This is a genomic window from Burkholderia sp. TSV86 (assembly GCF_001522865.1).
Taxonomy (GTDB): domain Bacteria; phylum Pseudomonadota; class Gammaproteobacteria; order Burkholderiales; family Burkholderiaceae; genus Burkholderia.
Genome location: NZ_LOWB01000073.1, coordinates 63,015 through 82,451, shown reverse-complemented (window position 1 = coordinate 82,451; position 19,437 = coordinate 63,015). Strand labels below are relative to the sequence as shown.

Here is a 19,437-nt window from a genome sequence, read left to right as displayed (position 1 = left end):
CGCTCGCGACGATCAATGGGGTTTGAACCGCACGCGTTCAGGCGGCTGCTTGAACCTGCCCAGCGGCGTCCAGAACGGCATGCCGAGGAAAAACGCGAAGTAGACGAGCGCGCAAATCTGCGCGATCAGCGTCGCGGCGGGCGAAGGCGGCCGCGTGCCGAGGAACGCGAGCGTCAGGAACGCAGCGACGAAGATCCCGAAGAACACCTTGTGGAAGAACGGCCGGTAGCGGATCGACTTCACCGGACTCCTGTCGAGCCACGGCAGAAAGAACAGCGTGACGACGGCCGAGCCCATCACGACGACGCCCCAGAACTTCGATTCGGTCGCATACATGAAGGCGACGAGCGCGGCGGCCAGCACCGGCAGCGCGATCTTCCCCTTGCCGCGCGCGCGAATGAGCGCGAGCAGCCCGAGCAGCGCGACGACGATCATCAGCACGATCTTGAACGGGTCGGTGGTCGCGCGCAGCATCGCGTAGAACGCGGTGAAGTACCAGACGGGCGCGATTTCGGGCGGCGTCTGCAACGGATTCGCCGGCACGAAATTGTTCGCCTCGAGGAAATAGCCACCCATCTCCGGCATGAAGAACACGATCAGCGCGAACACCATCAGGAACACGCAGACGCCGAAGAAGTCGTGCACCGAGTAGTACGGATGGAACGGGATGCCGTCGAGCGGAATGCCGTTCTCGTCCTTCTTCGCCTTGATCTCGATACCGTCCGGATTGTTCGATCCGACTTCGTGCAGGGCAACCAGGTGCGCGACGACAAGCCCCACGAGCACGAGCGGAATCGCGATCACGTGAAACGCGAAGAAGCGGTTCAGCGTGACGTCGGACACCACGTAATCGCCGCGAATCCACAGCGACAAGTCCGGGCCGACAAACGGGATCGCGGAGAACAGGTTCACGATCACCTGCGCCCCCCAGTACGACATCTGCCCCCACGGCAGCAGATAGCCGAAGAATGCCTCGGCCATCAGGCATAAGAAAATCGCGCAACCGAAGATCCACACGAGTTCGCGCGGCTTGCGGTACGAGCCGTACAAAAGGCCGCGGAACATGTGCAGATAGACGACGACGAAGAACATCGACGCGCCCGTCGAATGCATGTAGCGAATCAGCCAGCCCCAAGGCACCTCGCGCATGATGTACTCGACCGACGCGAACGCGAGTGTCGAGTCGGGCTTGTAGTTCATCGTCAGGAAGATGCCGGTGACGATCTGGTTGACGAGCACGAGCAGCGCGAGCGAGCCGAAGAAATACCAGACGTTGAAGTTCTTCGGCGCGTAATACTCGGAAACGTGCTTTTTCCAGGTGGAAGTAAGGGGAAAGCGCTGGTCGACCCAGCCTAGCAAGCCTGTCGTGGAGATCTCTTTGTTATCGGTCGCCATTTACGCCTCTCCTTTCTCGTCCTTGCCGATCACGAGCGTGGTGGCCGACGTGAACATGTATGGCGGGACGTCCAGATTCTGCGGCGCCGGCTTGTTCTTGAAGACGCGGCCGGCGAGATCGTATGTCGAACCATGGCACGGGCATAGGAAACCACCCGGCCAATCGTCGGGCAAGTTGGGCTGCGGCCCCGGCGTGAAACGCTGGCTCGGCGTGCAGCCGAGGTGCGTGCACACCGCCATCACGACCAGGATGTTCTTGTGCTCGGCGCGCGACCGGTATTCGTTCGCGCAATACGCGGGCAGCGGCATCGAATACGGGGATTTCGACAGCGGATCGGCAACCTCCTTGTCCGCCTTCGGAACGTCGGCAAGCATCGCGTCGGTGCGGTTCAGCACCCAGACCGGCTTGCCGCGCCACGCGACGGTCAGCATCTCGCCGGGCTTCAGCGCGCTGATGTCGACTTCGACCGGCGCGCCGGCCGCCTTCGCCTTGGTGGACGGCGCGAGCGACGCCGCAAAAGGTATGACGGCGGCGACGCCACCGACGCCGCCTGCCACCGATGTCGAAATCAGCCAGGTCCGGCGATTGCTATCGACGTGCTCCTCTTCCTTGTCTCGCATTACACGCCCCAATTCTGAGTTGGATTTCCGTCACGGCATTTCGTACCGCCGCTAGTTTGCTCGAATGGAGTCGTCATTTACAAGAGCCGAATGCGAAATCTCTCCGGACTCGATTATTAATCAAGGGTTTCCCCGAACTATCGGCAAGCACCGCCCGATAAGCCTTTGAACGTTACCGCATCCATTTCCATTTAGATGCGGCGCATCAATTTACCGAATTAAACCGGATTGTGAATATCGATAAAAACATGCTCGAGATCGAATCGCTCGGATAAATGGCGGCCAAGCGCCTGAATACCGAATCGTTCGGTCGCATGGTGCCCTGCCGCAACGAACGCGACGCCGCTTTCCGCCGACACGTGCGTGACGAATTCGGACGCCTCGCCTGTCAGAAACACATCGGCGCCCGCATCGATCGCCGCGTCGAAATAACTTTGCGCGCCGCCCGTGCACCACGCGACGCGGCGCAGCGGCTGGTCCGCTTCGCCAAGCACGAGCGGCGCGCGCCCAAGCGTGTTCTCGACCTTCGCCGCGAAATGCTCGAGCGTAACCGGCATCGGCAGCGTCGCCATCCAGCCGAGATCCTGGTCGCCGAAACGGCTATCGCCGATCAGGCCCAAGCGCTCGCCCAACTGCGCGTTGTTGCCGAGTTCCGGATGCGCGTCAAGCGGCAGGTGGTACGCGAACAGATTCAGGTCGTTCGCAAGCAGGCGCTTCAGGCGCTGCTGCTTGCGCCCGGTGATCTGCGGCGCCTCGTTGCGCCAGAAATAGCCGTGATGGACGAGGACCGCATCGGCGCCCCATTCGAGCGCGCGATCGATAAACGCGAGCGAGGCTGTCACGCCGGTCGCGATCTTTTCAATCTTTCGCCGGCCTTCCACCTGAAGACCGTTCGGGCTGTAATCCTTGAACCGCGACGTTTCGAGGGTATTGTTCAAGTACAATTCAAGTTCGATCCGATCCATATAAACCTCTAATATCTTCAAATGCTTAGACGCTTCTGGCTGTTCTTCGCCCAAGCGGTGACGGTGCTGCTCGCACTGATGTTCATCGTCGCGACGCTCAAGCCGCAGTGGCTGCAACGGCAGGGACAACTCGGCAAGCAGCTCGCGTCGCCGATCGTCGCGCTGCGGGAAGTGGCGCCCGGCGTGGGCGGCGCGCCTGCGCAAGCGTCGTATGCGGACGCCGCACAGAAGGCGATGCCCGCGGTCGTCAACGTATTTTCCAGCAAGGACGGCACGCTGCCGTCCGATCCTCGCGCGAAGGATCCGCTCTTCCGCTATTTCTTCGGCGACCGCAACGCGCGCAAGCAGCAGGAAGAACCGGCGGCGAACCTGGGATCGGGCGTCATCGTAAGCGCGGAGGGTTACATTCTAACGAACCAGCACGTCGTCGACGGCGCGGACCAAATCGAGGTCGCGCTCGCCGATGGCCGCACCGCAACCGCGAAAGTGATCGGCAGCGATCCGGAAACCGATCTCGCGGTGCTGAAGATCAGCACACCGAACCTGCCGACGATCACGCTCGGCCGCTCGGATCAATCGCGGGTCGGCGACGTCGTGCTGGCAATCGGCAACCCGTTCGGCGTCGGCCAGACGGTGACGATGGGAATCATCAGCGCGCTCGGGCGCAACCATCTCGGCATCAACACGTTCGAGAACTTCATCCAGACCGACGCGGCGATCAATCCAGGTAATTCGGGCGGCGCGCTCATCGACGTGAACGGCAACCTGCTCGGCATCAACACGGCAATCTACTCGCGCTCGGGAGGCTCGCTCGGCATCGGCTTCGCGATTCCCGTATCGACCGCGCGCAACGTGCTCGAAAGCATCATCACGACGGGTACCGTCACGCGAGGTTGGATCGGCGTCGAGCCGCAGGACGTGACGCCCGAAATCGCCGATTCGTTCAATCTGTCGCAGAAATCGGGGGCGATCGTCGCGGGTGTGCTGCAAGGTGGCCCGGCGGACAAGGCGGGCATCAAGCCGGGCGACATCCTGATGTCGATCGAGAGCGAGCCGATCACCGACACGACGAAGCTCTTGAACGTCGTCGCGCAGATCAAGCCGGGCACGCCGACGAAGGTGCACGTGGTGCGCAAGGGCAAGGAGTTCGACGTGACGGTGGTGATCGGCAAGCGGCCGCCGCCGCCGAAGCAGGCAATGGACGACCAAGGCGACGAGCAGGAGTAAGGGCCGCGCGCAGCGGCGCTCGGCTCCGCCCGATAATTCGGCGCCAGGCGGCATCCTGCGGGACGATCCGGCGTCGAACGGGTTGCCCCATGACTTCACGCAGGCCACCGGAACCGCGCGCGACATGCTGAAGAAGATCCGGCAAACCGCCACGCGCCGGTCGTTCAACCCGCCGCCGGCGTTCCCTCGTCTTCTTCTTTCGCCTTGGGCGCGCTCACGAACAGGCGCGCGGCGATGATTCCCGCTTCGTAGAGCAGAACGAGCGGCAGCGCGAGCATCAGTTGCGAGAATACGTCGGGCGGCGTAACGACCGCCGCGACGACGAACGCGCCGACAATCACATACGGCCGGATCTCCTTGAGCTTCTTCACGCTCAGCACGCCCATCCGCACGAGCAGCACGACGACGACCGGCACTTCAAACGTCACGCCGAACGCGACGAACATGCCGAGTACGAAACTCAGGTAATTGTCGATGTCGGTCGACATTTCGGCGCCGAGCGGCGCGTTGTAATGTGCCATCACGCGGAAAATCGTCGGGAACACGACGAAATACGCAAACGCCATCCCACAGAGAAACAGCACGTAGCTGCTGCCGACGAGCGGCGTGACAAGCTTCTTCTCGTGCTGGTAAAGGCCCGGCGCGACGAACGCCCAGATCTGGTACAGCACGACGGGCAACGCAATCACGAGTGCGACGAGCATCGTCACCTTCATTGGCACGAAGAACGAGCCGGTGACGTCGGTGACGATCATCTTGCCGCCTTTCGGCAAGTTCTCCATCAACGGCCGCGCGAGCAGCCGGAAAATATCGGGCGCCCAATAGACGAGCCCGAGGAACACGACGATCACGGCCGCGCCTGCACGGATGATGCGGTCACGCAGTTCGACGAGATGGGAGATGAAGGATTCTTCCGGCGCTTCGTCCGGATTGCGCTGGGGGTCGCTCACACCGGCCCTCGGTTGAAATGATGCACGTGCATCGTCGCTCAGAAGAAGCGCACGGGACGTCGCAGGCTTGCCGGCCGATGCCGCGCGACGCGCGCCGCGCCGGATTGCACTTGAGTACGACGCATGGTCGCACGCTTATACCAGACGGGGGTAGCCGATTTCTTGACGCGCCAGTTGCGCCGCTTGGCCGGCATGGCGGACGCCAAGCGCCACGACGGATCGGCGAGCGGCGCGCCCGCATCGCCCGGCATGCCGCCGGAATCGGCCAAAACGCCGCCGCCCGGCTCGCCCGGCGATACCGCCGATTGCCATGCGGCATTGAGATCGCGCTCATGCTCGCGCAGATTGTCGTGAATCGTATTCTCGACGTTGCGCGCGGCTTGCTCGAAATCGCTCTTCATCGAGCGCAGCGCATCGAGTTCGATCTCACGCGCGACTTCGGATTTCACGTCGTTGATATAGCGCTGCGCGCGCCCGAACAGGGCGCCCGCCGTGCGTGCGACGCGCGGCAGCCGCTCGGGGCCGAGCACGACGAGCGCGACGACGCCGATCAGCGCCATCTTCGAAAGACCGAGATCAAGCATCGCGGCGCCCCGTCAGTTTCGATACGTCACGCCTTGTTCGAGTCCGACGAACGCGCCGCATCCTTCGCGTCGACGTTCACCGAGCCCGAGCGCGGCAGTTGCTGCGCATCCGCCGGCGCGTCGGCATCGCGCATGCCGTCCTTGAAGCCCTTGACCGCGCCGCCGAGATCACTGCCGATATTGCGTAGTTTCTTCGTGCCGAACACCAGCGCGACGATCAGCAATACGATCAGCCAATGCCAAATACTCAATCCGCCCATGATGAAACTCTCCTAACCGCGCCGGCCTCGCGGCGCCATTTCTCAATCCGGCCAGCCAGCGCCGGCTTCGCCCGAACGGCGCACGCTCGCCGCTCAACCCATCCGGCGCCACGGACGCGGCCCGGCCAGAACATGCGCATGCAGATGGTAGACCTCCTGTCCACCGCCCGGCCCGGTGTTGATCACGGTCCGGAAGCCGGTTTCGCCGCCAGCGCCGCCGCCGCTCACATACGCACAGCCCAGCTGCTCGGCGAGCCTCGCAACGAGGACCAACATTCTACCAAGCAGCGGCGCATCTTCCGCGGTAACGGACGACAGCGTCGGCACATGCCGGCGCGGGATCACGAGCACATGCGTGTCGGCCGCGGGCCGGATGTCGCGGAACGCGACGAATTCGTCGTCCTCATGCACTTTCGTGCTCGGAATGTCGCCTGCTGCGATCTTGCAAAACAGGCAATTCGGATCGTGACTCATCGTGCTCCCTGACGCCGCTCGAGTGGATCAGAACCAAGCCTGCGGATCGAGCGTCTTGTTGTCGTTCAAAAACAGCCAACCTTTGATGATGCGATAAAGCGTCCAAATCCACACTGCGCCCAGCACGATGAAACCGACGCCGACGATCAGCAGCGCGAACCCGATCAAGTAAGCAATCAGCGCGCGCCAAAACGTGCGGATCTGCCATTCGAAATGCGCTTGATACGCGGTGCCGACCGTATCGTCGCGCTTCACGTAGTTAATGATGATCGCGACGATGCCCGTAATACCACCCGTCAGCCAATGAATCGCATAGAGCAGGTAGAGAATGTGCGTCAATGTACGCAGCGATTGCAGGCGTTCGCTGGAAGCCGCGGTCGAGAGCGACGGCAGCGAATTCGGCGACTCTTGCATGATGCTATTCTCCTTTGATGACAAATTTCACGCGCACGCAATCGCGCACCGCTCTCATCCGCCGTTCGCCTCGCGCTCGCGGCGTTTGCGCAGCGCCTTCTCTTCGATGCCGGACATCCCCTCGCGGCGCTCGAGTTCGGCGAGCACGTCGGCGGGACTGAGATCGAAATGAGACAGCGCGACGAGACAATGAAACCATAGGTCGGCAACTTCGCCGACGAGCGCGGACGGCGCGCCGCCCTGGCGCACGTCCTTCGCGGCGAGCACCACTTCGGTCGCTTCCTCGCCGATTTTCTTCAGCACCGCGTCGTCGCCCTTATGGAAGAGCCGCGACACATACGATTGCTCCGGATCGCCGCCCTTGCGGCTGTCGATCACCGCAGCCAGGCGCAGCAGCGTATCGGTGGTCGTCGATTGCGTGGTCATTTGTAGATCTGTTCGGGGTCTTTGAGCACCGGATCGACCGCGATCCATTCGCCGCCGTCGACGGTGCCGTCGAATTTCTGGAAGAAGCACGAGCGCCGGCCAGTGTGGCACGCGATGCCCGCGACCTGCTCGACCTTCAGCAGCACGACGTCCTCGTCGCAATCGAGCCGCACCTCGCGCACATGCTGCACGTGACCCGACTCTTCGCCCTTGAACCACAAGCGCTGCCGCGAGCGTGAAAAATACACCGCGCGCTTGGTCTCGACCGTCTTGGCCAGCGCCTCGCGGTTCATCCACGCGAACATCAGCACGTCACCGGTCGCCGCATCCTGCGCGATCACCGGCACGAGCCCGTTGCCGTCCCAGCGCACCTTGTCGAGCCAGCCGCCCGGCTTGCGTTCGTCATTCATCCCAGCCTCACCGGAATACCGCGCGCGGCCATGAAGCGCTTTGCCTCACCGACCGTGTGCTCGCCATAGTGAAAGATGCTTGCGGCCAACACGGCGTCCGCGCGGCCGTCGATGATGCCCTCAGCCAGATGCTCGAGCGAGCCGACGCCGCCCGATGCGATCACGGGCACCGGCACCGCGTCCGACACCGCGCGCGTGAGAGCGAGATCGAAGCCTGCCTTGGTGCCGTCGCGATCCATGCTCGTCAGCAGGATCTCGCCCGCGCCGAGCCCGGCCATCTTGCGCGCCCATTCCACCGCCTCGAGGCCGGTTTGCTTGCGGCCGCCGTGCGTGAACACTTCCCAGCGCGGCGGCTCGCCATCGGCGGACACGCGCTTCGCGTCGATCGCGACGACGATGCACTGCGAGCCGTATTTATCGGCCGCGTCGCGCACGAGCTGAGGATTCGCGACCGCCGACGAATTCATGCTGACCTTGTCCGCACCGGCATTCAAAAGCCGCCGGACGTCCTCGACCGCGCGCACACCGCCGCCCACCGTGAGCGGGATGAACACCTGCGACGCAACCGCCTCGATGATCGGCAGGATCAGATCGCGGCCGTCCGACGTCGCGGTAATGTCAAGGAACGTGAGTTCGTCGGCACCTTGTTCGTCGTAGCGACGCGCGATCTCGACAGGATCGCCCGCGTCGCGCAACTCGACGAAATTGACGCCCTTGACGACGCGCCCGGCGGTCACGTCGAGACAGGGAATGATGCGTTTAGCTAAAGCCATGATGTTGCGCGGCATGCCGCGAGTAATGCCGGCCACGTTCGCGTGGCCGGCTTGGCGAAAAAACGATCGGCGGATCGGGCGTGCGTCAGGCGTCGTCGAGTTCGCCGCTCAGTTCGTCCGCGCGTTTTTGCGCGGCGGCGAAATCGAGATCGCCCGAGTAGATCGCGCGGCCGCAAATCACGCCTTCGATGCCTTCGTCCTCCACGCTGCAGAGCTTGTCGATATCCGCGAGGTTGGACAGCCCGCCGCTTGCGATCACCGGAATGCTGACCGCCTGCGCGAGCTTGACGGTCGCGTCGATGTTGATGCCTTGCAGCATCCCGTCGCGGCCGATATCGGTGTACACGATCGACTCGACGCCGTAATCCTCGAACTTCTTCGCAAGATCGACCACTTCATGGCCCGTCAGCTTGCTCCAGCCATCGGTTGCAACCTTGCCGTCCTTCGCGTCGAGGCCGACGATGATGCTGCCCGCGAACGCGCTGCACGCGTCCTGCAGAAAGCCCGGGTCCTTCACCGCCGCCGTGCCGATGATCACGTAGGACAACCCGGCATCCAGATATTTCTCGATCGTCTCGAGGCTGCGGATGCCGCCGCCCAGTTGCACGGGAATCTCGTCGCCGACTTCATCGAGAATGGCCTCGATCGCGTCGAGATTTTTCGGCTTGCCGGCGAATGCGCCGTTCAGATCGACGAGATGCAACCGCCGCGCCCCGAGATTGACCCATTTACGGGCCATCGCCGCGGGATCCTCGGAAAAAATCGTCGCCTGGTCCATATCGCCTTGTTTGAGGCGCACACACTGACCGTCTTTAAGATCGATGGCCGGAATCAGCAGCATAGCAATCGGGTGTTGTCAGGGAAAATGAAGTGATCGAAAGGCGTGCGCCGGCCCATCCGGTGCGATGCCGTGTCGCTAGTTTAGTACAACTCGTTGCGCGCAACTGCCCGGAAAGCCCGTGTGACGGGCGTTTTGCGCAAATCGCGTGTCGCTGCCGCGACACGGTCACGGGTTCCAGTGGACAAAATTCCGGTACAGCCGCAAGCCTGCCTGCGCGCTTTTTTCCGGGTGAAATTGGGTCGCGAAGAGATTGTCGCGCGCCACCGCCGACGTGAACGCGCCACCGTAATCGGTCTCGCCCGCGACGTGCGCCGGATCGTCCGTTACGACGTAATAGCTATGCACGAAATAGAAATAAGCATCGTCGGGCACGCCGTCCCACAACGGATGCGGCTTAGTCTGGCTTACGCGGTTCCAGCCCATCTGCGGCACCTTGAAGCGCGAGCCATCGTCCTGCAGCCGGCCGTCAAGCTCGAAGCGCAGCACCTTGCCCGCCATCAGACCGAGGCCCGGCGTATCGCCTTCCGAACTCCAATCGAACAGCATCTGCTCGCCAATGCACACACCGAGCAGCGGCTTGGTGCGCGCTGCGTCGACCACCGCATCCCTAAGCCCGGACTCGTTCAGGCAGCGCATGCAGTCCGGCATCGCACCTTGGCCCGGCAGCACGACGCGGTCCGCCGCGCGAATCCCTTCAGGCCGATCGACGATCGCCACGTCGGCGGCGGGCTCCGCTTTCATGAGCGCCTGCGCGACCGAGCGCAGGTTGCCCATCCCATAATCCACAATCGCAATCGAAGTTTTCATGTCAGCTTTGCAAGGGACCGGAGCCGGCGCGGCAGCGCCCGCTCCAAATCAAAAAAACTTACCGGGCCGCCCCTGGCAGACAGCCCTGCCCGGCAAGCGTGCCGCATCCGTCGGCAACAGCGGCCTGAGCAAGCGCGGCGGCGGTTTCATTTCAGTCCAGGCAACAAGGCCTTGATTCCATTGGCAATGAATTCGACGGCCAGCGCGGCCAGCATCAAACCCATCAGCCGCGTGACGATGTTGATGCCGGTGCGGCCAATCCAATTCGCGATCGGCTCGGCCAACTGCATTGCACCAAAACATAGCAGCGCGAGCACCGCGCCGATCGCGACGAGCCCGAACCGGTCATACCAGTGGTGAGCGCCCGCTGCATAGACGATCACCGTGCTGATCGAGCCCGGCCCGGTGAGCAGCGGAATGGCAAGCGGCACGACCGCGATGCTGTTCTTCGATTCCGCCTCGTCCCGCTCCTCCGGCGTCGAACGCGTGTTGCTGGTCTGGGCATTGAGCATCGAAATCGCCATCAACAGCATGATGATCCCGCCGCCCGCCTGCAGCGAGCCCACCGAAATGCCGAAGAAATCGATGATCTGTTGGCCGAGCAACGCCGTCACTGCGATCACGCAGAACACCGAGATCGTCGCGATACGGATGGTGTGATGGCGCTCCGTGTCCGACTGCTGAGCGGTCAGGCTCAGAAAAAAAGGCACCGCGCCGAGCGGATTGATCAGCGCGAGCAGTGAAATGAACGATTTGAGCAGATCCATCGCGATCCGGCGCAACCGCCGAAGCCAGGGGGTTGTTGTCTATTCAGCCGGAATTCAGAGGCTGCCCTTCGTTGACGGAATCTGTCCCGCCGCGCGCTCATCCAGTTCCACCGCCATCCTCAGCGCGCGGCCGAACGCCTTGAACACCGTTTCGAGCTGATGATGCGCGTTGATGCCGCGCAGATTGTCGATATGCAGCGTCACACCCGCATGGTTGACGAAGCCGCGGAAGAATTCGATCGACAGATCGACGTCGAACGTGCCGATCCGCGCACGCGTGAACGGCACATGGAATTCGAGCCCCGGACGCCCGGAGAAATCGATCACGACGCGCGACAGCGCCTCGTCGAGCGGCACATAAGCATGGCCGTAGCGGCGAATCCCCTTCTTGTCGCCGACCGCTTTCGCCACGGCCTGGCCGAGCGTGATGCCGACGTCTTCGACCGTATGGTGATCGTCGATGTGCGTGTCGCCATGCGCTTCGATATCGAGATCGACGAGACCATGGCGCGCGATCTGATCGAGCATATGGTCGAGAAACGGCACGCCGGTCGCGAGCTTTTGCTTGCCCGCGCCGTCGAGGTCGATCTTCACACGGATCTGCGTTTCGCTAGTGTTGCGAACGACTTGCGCCACGCGCATGGTGATTCCTTGAATTGACTGAATTAAATGGGGACCCGAAACGCGGCGCCCCGAGATGGCCCGTCAGGGCAGCGCCAGCTTCAACGCGGCCAGAAGACGCGCATTTTCGTCGGGAGACCCAATCGTTATGCGCAAGCAATCGGCCAGCAACGGATGCATTTTACTCACGTTTTTGACCAGCACCCGCTCGGTCAAAAGGACATCGAACACGGCAGCCGCGTCCGGCACCCGCACCAGCAGGAAATTCGCCGCGCTCGGAAACACCGTCGCACCCGGCAGCACGCCGATCGCCTGCGCCAGGCCGGCGCGCGCCGCGCGCAACTCGGCGGCTTGCGCGTCGAGCACATCCAGATGCGCGAGCAGGTATTCGGCCGCCGCCTGCGTGAGCACGTTGACGTTATAAGGCGGGCGCACCTTGTCGAGGTGCGCGAGCCACACGGGCCGTCCGACGAGATAGCCCAGACGGATGCCCGCGAGCCCGAGCTTCGACATCGTGCGCATCACCACCACGTTGTCGAACTCGTCCGCGCGCGGCAGCCAGCTATGCTGCGCGAACGGCTGGTATGCCTCGTCGATCACGACGAGGCTCGCGCGCGCGGCCGCGATAATCCGTTCGATGTCGCGCTGCGGAAACAGCGTGCCTGTCGGGTTGTTCGGGTATGCGAGATAGACAAGCGCCGGCTGGTGCTCGGCGAGCGCCGCGAGCATCGCGTCGACGTCGAGCGTCAGATCGGCCGCGAGCGGCACGCCGACGAAGTCGAGCTGCGCGAGCCGCGCGAGTTGCTCGTACATCGTGAAGCCCGGCACCGGCGCGAGCACCTTCGCGCCCGGTTTCGCGCATGCGGTGGCGAGCATCGCGATAATTTCGTCTGAGCCGTTGCCAAGCAGCACGTCGCAGCCGGCGGGCACGCGCATCGCCGTGCGCAGCGCGTCGATCAGCGCGGCGGGGCGCGGCGCCGGGTAGCGGTTCAGCGCGACCTGCGCGAGGCACGCGCCGAGCCCGGCCGCGAGCGGCTGGGGCAGCCCATACGGGTTCTCCATCGCGTCGAGCTTCACGAAGCCCGTCGCGTCCGGCACCGGATAGCTGGTCATCGCGAGCACGTCGCGGCGGATGATGTCTTCTGGCGTGGTCATGGCGGCGGCGGCGTCATGCGCCGCGTGGTTCCGGCAAGGCGCGCCCGCGCGACGCCCGGCATCGCGCGAGACGCTTGGCCGGCCTGGTCTCGGGGGATCGTCTTTCTGGTTGCTCCAGCTCGCGCCGTGCTTGCACGGCGCTCAGCCGTTTTGTCTCATCCGGTACTCGGCGCTTTTCGCATGCGCCTGCAATCCTTCCCCGTAAGCAAGCTCGGAGGCGATCTCGCCAAGCGTTTGCGCGCCTTCCGCGCTTACTTCGATCACGCTCGAACGCTTGAAGAAATCGTAGACCCCGAGCGGCGACGAGAAACGCGCGGTGCGCGACGTCGGCAGCACGTGGTTCGGGCCCGCGCAGTAGTCCCCGAGGCTCTCGCTCGTATAGCGGCCGAGGAAGATCGCGCCCGCATGACGGATCAGCTTGCTCCATTGCTGCGGCTCGAGCGCGGAGATCTCGAGGTGCTCGGGCGCGATATCGTTCGCGATCCTGCACGCCTGCTCCATATCGCGCACCTTGACGAGCGCGCCGCGGCCTTCGAGCGACGCGCGGATCACATCCTGGCGCGGCATCGACGGCAACAGCTCGTCGACCGCCTTCTCGACGCGCGCGATGAACGCGTCGTCCGGGCACAGCAGGATCGATTGCGCAAGCTCGTCGTGTTCGGCCTGCGAGAACAGATCCATCGCGACCCAGTACGGATCGGTCGTGCCGTCGCACAGCACGAGGATTTCCGACGGCCCGGCAATCATGTCGATGCCGACCGTGCCGAACACGCGGCGCTTCGCCGACGCGACATATGCGTTGCCCGGCCCGCAAATCTTGTCGACGGCAGGCACCGTCTCGGTGCCGTATGCGAGCGCGGCCACGGCCTGCGCGCCGCCGATCGTGAACACGCGGTCGACGCCGCCCAGCAACGCCGCGGCGAGCACCAGATCGTTCTTCACGCCGTCCGGCGTCGGCACGACCATCACGATCTCGCCGACGCCCGCGACCCGCGCCGGAATCGCGTTCATCAGCACCGACGACGGATACGCGGCCTTGCCGCCCGGCACGTACAGGCCGACGCGGTCGAGCGGCGTCACTTTCTGCCCGAGCACCGTGCCATCGGCTTCCGTGTATTGCCAGCTATGGCTGCCGCATTCGATCTTCTGCTTCTCGTGATAGCCGCGCACACGCGCGGCGGCAGCCTCGAGCGCGGCACGGCGCTTCGGCTCCAGGCCGTCGAGCGCCGTCTGCAACGCGTCGAGCGGCAGCTCGAGCGCCGCGACGCTCGGCGCATCGAGCCGGTCGAAGCGGTTCGTGTAGTCGAGCACCGCGGCGTCGCCGCGCGCCTTCACGTCCGCCAGAATCTGCGCGACCGAGCGCTCGATCGCGTCGTCCTCGCTCGCCTCGAACGCAAGCACCGCGCGTAGTTCGGCATCGAAACCCTCGTTTGCCGAATCGAGTTTGCGAATCTTGATAGCCATGCTGTCATCCGTTTCGGTAATACGCCGAAAATCTTTCGGGGTCAGATTCCGTCTCGTCTGGACGCGCATTCGAACGCGTCGAGGAACGGCTTCAGCGCGGCGCGCTTGAGTTTCAGCGCGGCCTGGTTCACGACGAGGCGCGACGAGATCGGCATGATCTCCTCGACCTCGACCAAATTGTTCGCCTTCAACGTGCCGCCCGAGCTCACCAGATCGACGATCGCGTCGGCAAGGCCGACGAGCGGTGCAAGCTCCATCGAACCGTACAGTTTGATCAGGTCGACGTGCACTCCCTTCGCGGCGAAATGCTCGCGGGCGGTCTGCACGTACTTCGTCGCCACACGCAGCCGCGCGCCCTGGCGCACCGCGCTCGCATAATCGAAGCCGGCCGGCACCGCCACCGACATCCGGCAGCGCGCGATGTCCAGATCGATCGGCTGGTAAAGCCCCGAACCGCCGTGCTCGATCAGCACGTCCTTGCCGGCCACGCCGAAATCGGCCGCGCCGTACTCGACGTAGGTAGGCACGTCGGTCGCCCGCACGACGATCACGCGCAGGTTCGGATCGGTGGTCGGCAGGATCAGCTTGCGCGAACGCTCCGGGTCCTCGGCGACCGTCACGCCCGCTGCCGCGAGCAGCGGCACGGTTTCCTCAAAGATACGCCCTTTCGACAACGCCAGCGTCAACGGTACGCTCGTCATGCTTGGCTCCCCGAAATACGGCGCACGCTCGCGCCGACGGCCGTCAGCTTCGCTTCCATCCGGTCGTAGCCGCGGTCGAGATGATAGATGCGCTCGACGAGCGTCTCGCCGTGCGCGGTCAGCCCCGCGATCACGAGGCTCGCGGACGCGCGCAGGTCGGTCGCCATCACGTTCGCGCCGGACAGCTTCGGCACGCCCGCGACGAGCGCCGTGTTGCCGTCGATCGTGATGTTCGCGCCGAGCCGGTTCAGCTCCTGCACGTGCATGAAACGGTTCTCGAAGATCGTCTCGATCACGGGCGCGGTGCCGTCCGCGATCGCGTTGAGCGCCATGAACTGCGCCTGCATGTCGGTCGGAAACGCCGGATATTCGGACGTGCGGATCGCCACCGCCCGCGGGCGGCGGCCCATCCGCACGCGCAGCCAGTCGTCGCCTTCGTCGATCGTCACGCCGGCTTCGCGCAGCTTGTCGATCACCGCGTCGAGAATGTGCGCGCGCATGCCGGTCAGCGTCACGTCGCCGCCCGCCGCCGCGACCGCGCACAGGAACGTGCCCGCCTCGATCCGATCCGCAATCACCGTGTGCGCCGCGCCGTGCAGCGCGTCGACGCCTTGGACCACGAGCCGGTCGGTGCCGATTCCGTCGATGCGCGCGCCCATCGCGACGAGCAGACGCGCGAGATCGGCCACCTCCGGCTCGCGCGCGGCATTCTCGATCACCGTCTCGCCGTCGGCGAGCGCCGCCGCCATCAGCAGGTTCTCGGTGCCGGTGACGGTGATCATGTCGGTGACATTCGCGCGCCCTTCAGACGTTTCGCGCGCGCCTCGATATAGCCGTGCTCGATATGGATCTCCGCGCCCATCGCCTGCAAGCCCTTGATGTGCTGATCCACCGGCCGCGCGCCGATCGCGCAGCCGCCCGGCAGCGACACCTTCGCATAACCGAAGCGCGCAACGAGCGGCCCGAGCACGAGAATCGACGCGCGCATCGTCTTCACGAGTTCGTAGGGGGCGACCGGATTGTCGACGCGCGATGCGTCGAGCGCGACGCGCGCGCCGCTCGTCTCGTCGCGCACCCCCATCTGGGCGAGCAGCTTGAGCATCGTGCGCACGTCCTTCAGGTCCGGCACGTTGTCCAGATGAATGGGCTGCGCGCTCAAAAGGCTCGCGCAAAGAATTGGCAGCGCCGCGTTCTTCGCGCCCGACACCGCGATCTCGCCGGCCAGACGCCGGCCGCCGTCGATCGCGAGCTTGTCCATCCCTGATCCATGCGCTTCCCGATTATCGGCCGGGGCTACCGTGGCGACGCGCTCGACGGCGTCGCGTTCGTTGACGGTGACTTGCACTAGGCGTTTCCGGTTATACGTTCTGCCATTCGGCGGGCGTCAGCGTCTTCATGCTGAGCGCGTGGATTTCCTGCTTCATGCGCTCGCCGAGCGCCGCATAGACGAGCTGATGCCGCGCGACCGGCCGCTTGCCCTCGAAGGCGGGCGACACGATCGTCGCGAAAAAATGCTGGCCGTCGCCTTCGACTTCCAGATGAGTGCAGGCAAGGCCCGCCTCGATGTATTGCTTGACCTGTTCGGGAGTCGGCAACATGACATGCTCCTCTATGCATCAATATGCGCCGCGCCGCGTCGGGCGTGCAGGCGCGCGCGAACGGCGCGCGGCAAACGCGGCGGACGGAATTGGCTTCATTTCAATGGCGCAGCTTATAGCCGGTCGCGAGCAAACGCATCGCGATCAGCGCAAGCAGCACGAAAAATCCGGCGACGATCGCGAGGCTCGCGGCCGGATTGACGTCGGCGACGCCGAAGAACCCATAGCGAAAGCCGTCGATCATGTAGAAAAACGGATTAAGCCTCGACAACTCGCGCCAGACGTGCGGCAGCGAGTGCGTCGAATAGAACACGCCCGACAGGAAAGTGAGCGGCATGATGAGGAAGTTCTGAAATGCGGCAAGCTGGTCGAACTTCTCGGCCCAGATGCCGGCGATGAGGCCGAGCGTGCCGAGGATCGCCGAGCCGAACAGCGCGAACGCGACGATGTAGAACGGCGCGGCGAAGCCGACCGGGATAAACCAGATCGTCACGGCGAACACACCCGCGCCGACCGCGAGCCCACGCACCACCGACGCAAGCACGTAAGCGCCGAAGATATCCGCATACGACAACGGCGGCAGCAGCACGAACACCAAATTGCCGGTGATCTTCGATTGGATCAGCGACGACGAGCTGTTTGCGAACGCGTTCTGCAGCACGCTCATCATCACGAGGCCTGGCACGAGAAAGCTCACGTATTCGACACCCGGATACACGTTCACGCGCCCGGTGAGCGCGTGGCCAAAGATCGTCAAATACAGCAGCGCGGTGACGACGGGCGCGAGCACCGTCTGGAACGACACCTTCCAGAACCGCAGGATCTCCTTGTGGAACAACGTGCGAAACCCGTTCATGCCAAGCCCTCGACGACTTCCGCGCCGCTCATGATTTGCACGAACACATCCTCCAGATCGGCCTTGCGGATCTCGATTTCGTCGAAGCCGCAGCCGGCCGCACGGCATCGCGCGAGAATCCTCTCGACCTCGTCATAATCGCCGACGCGCAGCAGATGACCGGGCGCGGACGCGGGCTCAGCCTCGACCTCGAGCGCACGCAGCTCGGCGGGCAGCACGCCGCGCGACAGGCGCACGAACAGTTGCAGCCCCGAGAAGCGCTGCAGCAGCGCGCGGGTGCGCTCGAGCGCGACAACTTCGCCGCGCCTGAGCATCGCGATCCGGTCGCACAGCGCCTGAGCCTCTTCGAGATAGTGCGTCGTCAGCACGATCGTATGGCCTTCGCGGTTCAGCCGCGAAATAAACTTCCACAGCGTTTGGCGCAGTTCGACATCGACGCCCGCGGTCGGTTCGTCGAGCACGATCACGGGAGGCCGGTGAACGAGCGCCTGCGCGACCAGCACGCGCCGCTTCATCCCGCCCGACAGCGCGCGCATGTTCGAATCGGCTTTATCGGCCAGGCCGAGGTTGTCCATTACTTCGTCAATCCAGTCGTCGTTGCGGCGCAGCCCGAAATAGCCCGACTGGATCCTGAGCGTCTCGCGCACCGAGAAGAACGGATCGAACACCAGCTCCTGCGGCACGACGCCAAGTGCGCGCCGCGCCGCGCGGAAATCCTTGACGACGTCGTGGCCGCGCACCGAGACGGTGCCTTCGTCGGCACGCGCGAGGCCGGCAAGAATGCTGATGAGCGTGGTCTTACCTGCACCGTTGGGGCCGAGCAAGCCGAAAAACTCGCCTTCGTCGACCGACAGGCTGACACCCTTGAGCGCCTGAAGCGATTTGTAGCGCTTCTTGACGTGACGGATTTCTATCGCTGACATGACTGAGCGCGGCCCGGCGGCCGCGATGCCTTCTTTATGCTGATGCGCAAGGAGGAAATGGGGACCGTTCGGCAGTCCTGCAAAACGGTTGATTATAGGGCAAACCGGCCAAGCCGGCCGGGGAACCCCGACACGCAAGCCGGAGCCCGGCGGCCCGCTTGGCGGCGGCGCGTCAGCCGCCGGCGGGCCTCGATGCGGGCGTCAATGCCGCCCTGGGAGAAGGGTGTCGATGCCGTAAGCCTGCGCGAGACTTGCAAGCTTCGGCGGCACGTTGAGGATGTCGAGCGTGGCGCCGCGCTCACGCGCGGCGCGCTGCCATGCGAGCAGCACCGCCAGCGCGGATGAATCGAACTGGGTGAGCGCGCCGCAATCGACTGCCGTCGCGCCCGCGTCAATATGCGCGAGACCTTGCGCAAGCACGGCCTTCGCGCTTGCGTGGGTCAGCGTCGCACCAGTGCCGAAGCGGCTCACGACGATTGCTTGCCCGAAGCAAGCTGCTGGTTGCGTTCGGTCAGGAACTGGATCAGGCCGTCCACGCCGCTTTGCTGGATTTTCTCGTTGAACTGCTGCTGGTACGTTTGGATCAGCCATGCGCCCAGCACGTTCAGGTCATACACGCGCCAGCCCTGCGGTGCCTTGTACAGACGATAGTCGATCTGCACCGGTTGACCGTTGTTCATCGCCACTGTGCGCACGACGACGTCCGTTGCATCCGGATCGGCGCGGAACGGCGGATATTGAATCTGCTGATCCGGCTTCAGTTGCGCGAGCGCGCCCGAATACGTGCGGATCAGCAGCATCTTGAACTGCTCGAGCACCTGCTGTTGCTGCGCGGGCGTCGCGGTGCGCCAGTTGCGGCCCATCGCAAGCTGCGTGGTCCGGCGGAAATCGGTGTACGGCAGGATGTCCTTGTTGACGATCGTCATGATGCGCGCGGTGTCGCCCTGCTTGATCGTCTGTGTGCGCACTTCGTCGAGCACCTGCTGCGTCGCGGTCTTGATCAGCGCCTGCGGATTCGATTGGTCGACTTCGGCATGTGCGGCGGCCGCGCCAAACGAGAACAGCGCGGCGAAAACGGGGATCAGAAACAGTTTCTTCATAAGTATGTCCTGCGTATGTGATCAGTGCCAGAACTTGGAACCGGCAGCGGCGGCACAAGTTCGCGCCATCGCCGTCAGAATCGTTTCCGGCTGTAACGAGTGTAA

Annotated in this window: 24 protein-coding genes and 1 pseudogene; 1 reads left to right on the top strand and 24 read right to left on the bottom strand. The window is 64.1% G+C overall.

The window, feature by feature from the left end; all coding sequences use genetic code 11:
• Positions 1-12: 12 nt before the first annotated feature.
• The 3 genes from WS68_RS11850 to WS68_RS11840 all read right to left on the bottom strand — a co-directional run bounded on the left by WS68_RS11850 (position 13) and on the right by WS68_RS11840 (position 2,981).
• On the bottom strand, positions 13-1,395 hold the full coding sequence (locus WS68_RS11850; RefSeq protein WP_059570985.1) for a cytochrome b: 1,383 nt from the start codon (positions 1,393-1,395) through the stop codon (positions 13-15).
• Positions 1,396-2,016 carry a ubiquinol-cytochrome c reductase iron-sulfur subunit gene (gene petA / locus WS68_RS11845; protein WP_059570984.1) on the bottom strand — a complete coding sequence of 207 codons (621 nt, stop codon included), beginning with the start codon at positions 2,014-2,016 and terminating at the stop codon, positions 1,396-1,398.
• Between the two features lie 218 nt (positions 2,017-2,234).
• Positions 2,235-2,981 (bottom strand): Nif3-like dinuclear metal center hexameric protein, encoded by a 747-nt coding sequence (locus WS68_RS11840; RefSeq protein WP_059570983.1) that lies wholly within the window; start codon positions 2,979-2,981, stop codon positions 2,235-2,237.
• A gap of 21 nt (positions 2,982-3,002) precedes the next feature.
• Between WS68_RS11840 and WS68_RS11835 the strand changes: the two genes are divergently transcribed.
• The gene (locus WS68_RS11835) at positions 3,003-4,208 is read left to right on the top strand and encodes a Do family serine endopeptidase (protein WP_059570982.1); all 1,206 of its coding nucleotides are present in this window, start codon (positions 3,003-3,005) and stop codon (positions 4,206-4,208) included.
• 164 nt (positions 4,209-4,372) lie between these two features.
• Here the strand turns inward: WS68_RS11835 and tatC are convergent, their stop codons facing one another.
• From tatC to WS68_RS11730, 21 genes and pseudogenes are all read right to left on the bottom strand, one after another.
• Positions 4,373-5,158, bottom strand: coding sequence for a twin-arginine translocase subunit TatC (tatC, locus tag WS68_RS11830; RefSeq protein WP_059570981.1), 786 nt, complete (start codon positions 5,156-5,158; stop codon positions 4,373-4,375).
• Between the two features lie 38 nt (positions 5,159-5,196).
• Positions 5,197-5,742: a Sec-independent protein translocase protein TatB gene (tatB, locus tag WS68_RS11825; RefSeq protein ID WP_059570980.1), complete on the bottom strand. Its 546-nt coding sequence runs from the start codon at positions 5,740-5,742 to the stop codon at positions 5,197-5,199.
• Between the two features lie 26 nt (positions 5,743-5,768).
• On the bottom strand, positions 5,769-6,002 hold the full coding sequence (gene tatA / locus WS68_RS11820; RefSeq protein ID WP_059512382.1) for a Sec-independent protein translocase subunit TatA: 234 nt from the start codon (positions 6,000-6,002) through the stop codon (positions 5,769-5,771).
• A 93-nt stretch (positions 6,003-6,095) separates the two neighbouring features.
• Positions 6,096-6,476 (bottom strand): histidine triad nucleotide-binding protein, encoded by a 381-nt coding sequence (locus tag WS68_RS11815; RefSeq protein ID WP_059570979.1) that lies wholly within the window; start codon positions 6,474-6,476, stop codon positions 6,096-6,098.
• Positions 6,477-6,503: 27 nt separating this feature from the next.
• On the bottom strand, positions 6,504-6,890 hold the full coding sequence (locus WS68_RS11810) for a DUF4870 family protein (RefSeq protein WP_059512384.1): 387 nt from the start codon (positions 6,888-6,890) through the stop codon (positions 6,504-6,506).
• A 54-nt stretch (positions 6,891-6,944) separates the two neighbouring features.
• Complete coding sequence (locus WS68_RS11805; RefSeq protein ID WP_059512385.1) at positions 6,945-7,316, bottom strand: phosphoribosyl-ATP diphosphatase; 372 nt, start codon at positions 7,314-7,316, stop codon at positions 6,945-6,947.
• Positions 7,313-7,726, bottom strand: coding sequence for a phosphoribosyl-AMP cyclohydrolase (gene hisI / locus WS68_RS11800; RefSeq protein WP_059570978.1), 414 nt, complete (start codon positions 7,724-7,726; stop codon positions 7,313-7,315). Before hisI ends, WS68_RS11805 begins: the two co-directional genes overlap by 4 nt.
• The gene (gene hisF / locus WS68_RS11795; RefSeq protein WP_059571000.1) at positions 7,723-8,499 is read right to left on the bottom strand and encodes an imidazole glycerol phosphate synthase subunit HisF; all 777 of its coding nucleotides are present in this window, start codon (positions 8,497-8,499) and stop codon (positions 7,723-7,725) included. The genes hisI and hisF overlap by 4 nt, the downstream gene beginning before the upstream one ends.
• A gap of 85 nt (positions 8,500-8,584) precedes the next feature.
• Positions 8,585-9,340, bottom strand: coding sequence for a 1-(5-phosphoribosyl)-5-[(5-phosphoribosylamino)methylideneamino]imidazole-4-carboxamide isomerase (gene hisA, locus WS68_RS11790; protein WP_059512387.1), 756 nt, complete (start codon positions 9,338-9,340; stop codon positions 8,585-8,587).
• Between the two features lie 165 nt (positions 9,341-9,505).
• Positions 9,506-10,147: an imidazole glycerol phosphate synthase subunit HisH gene (hisH, locus tag WS68_RS11785; RefSeq protein ID WP_059570977.1), complete on the bottom strand. Its 642-nt coding sequence runs from the start codon at positions 10,145-10,147 to the stop codon at positions 9,506-9,508.
• A gap of 146 nt (positions 10,148-10,293) precedes the next feature.
• Positions 10,294-10,914 carry a YchE family NAAT transporter gene (locus WS68_RS11780; RefSeq protein WP_059570976.1) on the bottom strand — a complete coding sequence of 207 codons (621 nt, stop codon included), beginning with the start codon at positions 10,912-10,914 and terminating at the stop codon, positions 10,294-10,296.
• A 54-nt stretch (positions 10,915-10,968) separates the two neighbouring features.
• Positions 10,969-11,556 (bottom strand): imidazoleglycerol-phosphate dehydratase HisB, encoded by a 588-nt coding sequence (gene hisB / locus WS68_RS11775; protein WP_059570975.1) that lies wholly within the window; start codon positions 11,554-11,556, stop codon positions 10,969-10,971.
• A gap of 63 nt (positions 11,557-11,619) precedes the next feature.
• Complete coding sequence (hisC, locus tag WS68_RS11770; RefSeq protein WP_059570974.1) at positions 11,620-12,690, bottom strand: histidinol-phosphate transaminase; 1,071 nt, start codon at positions 12,688-12,690, stop codon at positions 11,620-11,622.
• 141 nt (positions 12,691-12,831) lie between these two features.
• Positions 12,832-14,154, bottom strand: a complete 1,323-nt coding sequence (gene hisD, locus WS68_RS11765; protein WP_059570973.1) for a histidinol dehydrogenase — start codon at positions 14,152-14,154, stop codon at positions 12,832-12,834.
• 41 nt (positions 14,155-14,195) lie between these two features.
• Positions 14,196-14,855, bottom strand: a complete 660-nt coding sequence (gene hisG / locus WS68_RS11760) for an ATP phosphoribosyltransferase (RefSeq protein WP_059570972.1) — start codon at positions 14,853-14,855, stop codon at positions 14,196-14,198.
• Positions 14,852-16,200 (bottom strand): annotated as a pseudogene (gene murA / locus WS68_RS11755) (UDP-N-acetylglucosamine 1-carboxyvinyltransferase). The gene hisG and the pseudogene murA overlap by 4 nt, the downstream one beginning before the upstream one ends.
• A gap of 13 nt (positions 16,201-16,213) precedes the next feature.
• Positions 16,214-16,453 (bottom strand): BolA family protein, encoded by a 240-nt coding sequence (locus WS68_RS11750; RefSeq protein WP_059570971.1) that lies wholly within the window; start codon positions 16,451-16,453, stop codon positions 16,214-16,216.
• A 100-nt stretch (positions 16,454-16,553) separates the two neighbouring features.
• Positions 16,554-17,309: an ABC transporter permease gene (locus WS68_RS11745; RefSeq protein WP_059570970.1), complete on the bottom strand. Its 756-nt coding sequence runs from the start codon at positions 17,307-17,309 to the stop codon at positions 16,554-16,556.
• Entirely contained in the window at positions 17,306-18,232 is a 927-nt protein-coding gene (locus WS68_RS11740; RefSeq protein ID WP_059570969.1) for an ABC transporter ATP-binding protein, read from the bottom strand. Before WS68_RS11740 ends, WS68_RS11745 begins: the two co-directional genes overlap by 4 nt.
• A gap of 201 nt (positions 18,233-18,433) precedes the next feature.
• A complete protein-coding gene (locus WS68_RS11735; RefSeq protein ID WP_059570968.1) occupies positions 18,434-18,703 on the bottom strand; it encodes an STAS domain-containing protein in 270 nt (89 codons plus the stop codon).
• Positions 18,700-19,332: an MlaC/ttg2D family ABC transporter substrate-binding protein gene (locus WS68_RS11730; protein WP_059570967.1), complete on the bottom strand. Its 633-nt coding sequence runs from the start codon at positions 19,330-19,332 to the stop codon at positions 18,700-18,702. The genes WS68_RS11735 and WS68_RS11730 overlap by 4 nt, the downstream gene beginning before the upstream one ends.
• Positions 19,333-19,437: the final 105 nt, after the last annotated feature.

Coding starts and splice junctions, on each gene's coding strand:
- WS68_RS11850 (WP_059570985.1), bottom strand. CDS start 1,395: ATGGCGACCGATAACAAAGAGATCTCCACGACAGGCTTGCTAGGCTGG.
- petA (WP_059570984.1), bottom strand. CDS start 2,016: ATGCGAGACAAGGAAGAGGAGCACGTCGATAGCAATCGCCGGACCTGG.
- WS68_RS11840 (WP_059570983.1), bottom strand. CDS start 2,981: ATGGATCGGATCGAACTTGAATTGTACTTGAACAATACCCTCGAAACG.
- WS68_RS11835 (WP_059570982.1), top strand. CDS start 3,003: ATGCTTAGACGCTTCTGGCTGTTCTTCGCCCAAGCGGTGACGGTGCTG.
- tatB (WP_059570980.1), bottom strand. CDS start 5,742: ATGCTTGATCTCGGTCTTTCGAAGATGGCGCTGATCGGCGTCGTCGCG.
- tatA (WP_059512382.1), bottom strand. CDS start 6,002: ATGGGCGGATTGAGTATTTGGCATTGGCTGATCGTATTGCTGATCGTC.
- WS68_RS11815 (WP_059570979.1), bottom strand. CDS start 6,476: ATGAGTCACGATCCGAATTGCCTGTTTTGCAAGATCGCAGCAGGCGAC.
- WS68_RS11810 (WP_059512384.1), bottom strand. CDS start 6,890: ATGCAAGAGTCGCCGAATTCGCTGCCGTCGCTCTCGACCGCGGCTTCC.
- WS68_RS11805 (WP_059512385.1), bottom strand. CDS start 7,316: ATGACCACGCAATCGACGACCACCGATACGCTGCTGCGCCTGGCTGCG.
- hisI (WP_059570978.1), bottom strand. CDS start 7,726: ATGAATGACGAACGCAAGCCGGGCGGCTGGCTCGACAAGGTGCGCTGG.
- hisF (WP_059571000.1), bottom strand. CDS start 8,499: ATGGCTTTAGCTAAACGCATCATTCCCTGTCTCGACGTGACCGCCGGG.
- hisA (WP_059512387.1), bottom strand. CDS start 9,340: ATGCTGCTGATTCCGGCCATCGATCTTAAAGACGGTCAGTGTGTGCGC.
- hisH (WP_059570977.1), bottom strand. CDS start 10,147: ATGAAAACTTCGATTGCGATTGTGGATTATGGGATGGGCAACCTGCGC.
- WS68_RS11780 (WP_059570976.1), bottom strand. CDS start 10,914: ATGGATCTGCTCAAATCGTTCATTTCACTGCTCGCGCTGATCAATCCG.
- hisB (WP_059570975.1), bottom strand. CDS start 11,556: ATGCGCGTGGCGCAAGTCGTTCGCAACACTAGCGAAACGCAGATCCGT.
- hisC (WP_059570974.1), bottom strand. CDS start 12,690: ATGACCACGCCAGAAGACATCATCCGCCGCGACGTGCTCGCGATGACC.
- hisD (WP_059570973.1), bottom strand. CDS start 14,154: ATGGCTATCAAGATTCGCAAACTCGATTCGGCAAACGAGGGTTTCGAT.
- hisG (WP_059570972.1), bottom strand. CDS start 14,855: ATGACGAGCGTACCGTTGACGCTGGCGTTGTCGAAAGGGCGTATCTTT.
- WS68_RS11750 (WP_059570971.1), bottom strand. CDS start 16,453: ATGTTGCCGACTCCCGAACAGGTCAAGCAATACATCGAGGCGGGCCTT.
- WS68_RS11745 (WP_059570970.1), bottom strand. CDS start 17,309: ATGAACGGGTTTCGCACGTTGTTCCACAAGGAGATCCTGCGGTTCTGG.
- WS68_RS11740 (WP_059570969.1), bottom strand. CDS start 18,232: ATGTCAGCGATAGAAATCCGTCACGTCAAGAAGCGCTACAAATCGCTT.
- WS68_RS11730 (WP_059570967.1), bottom strand. CDS start 19,332: ATGAAGAAACTGTTTCTGATCCCCGTTTTCGCCGCGCTGTTCTCGTTT.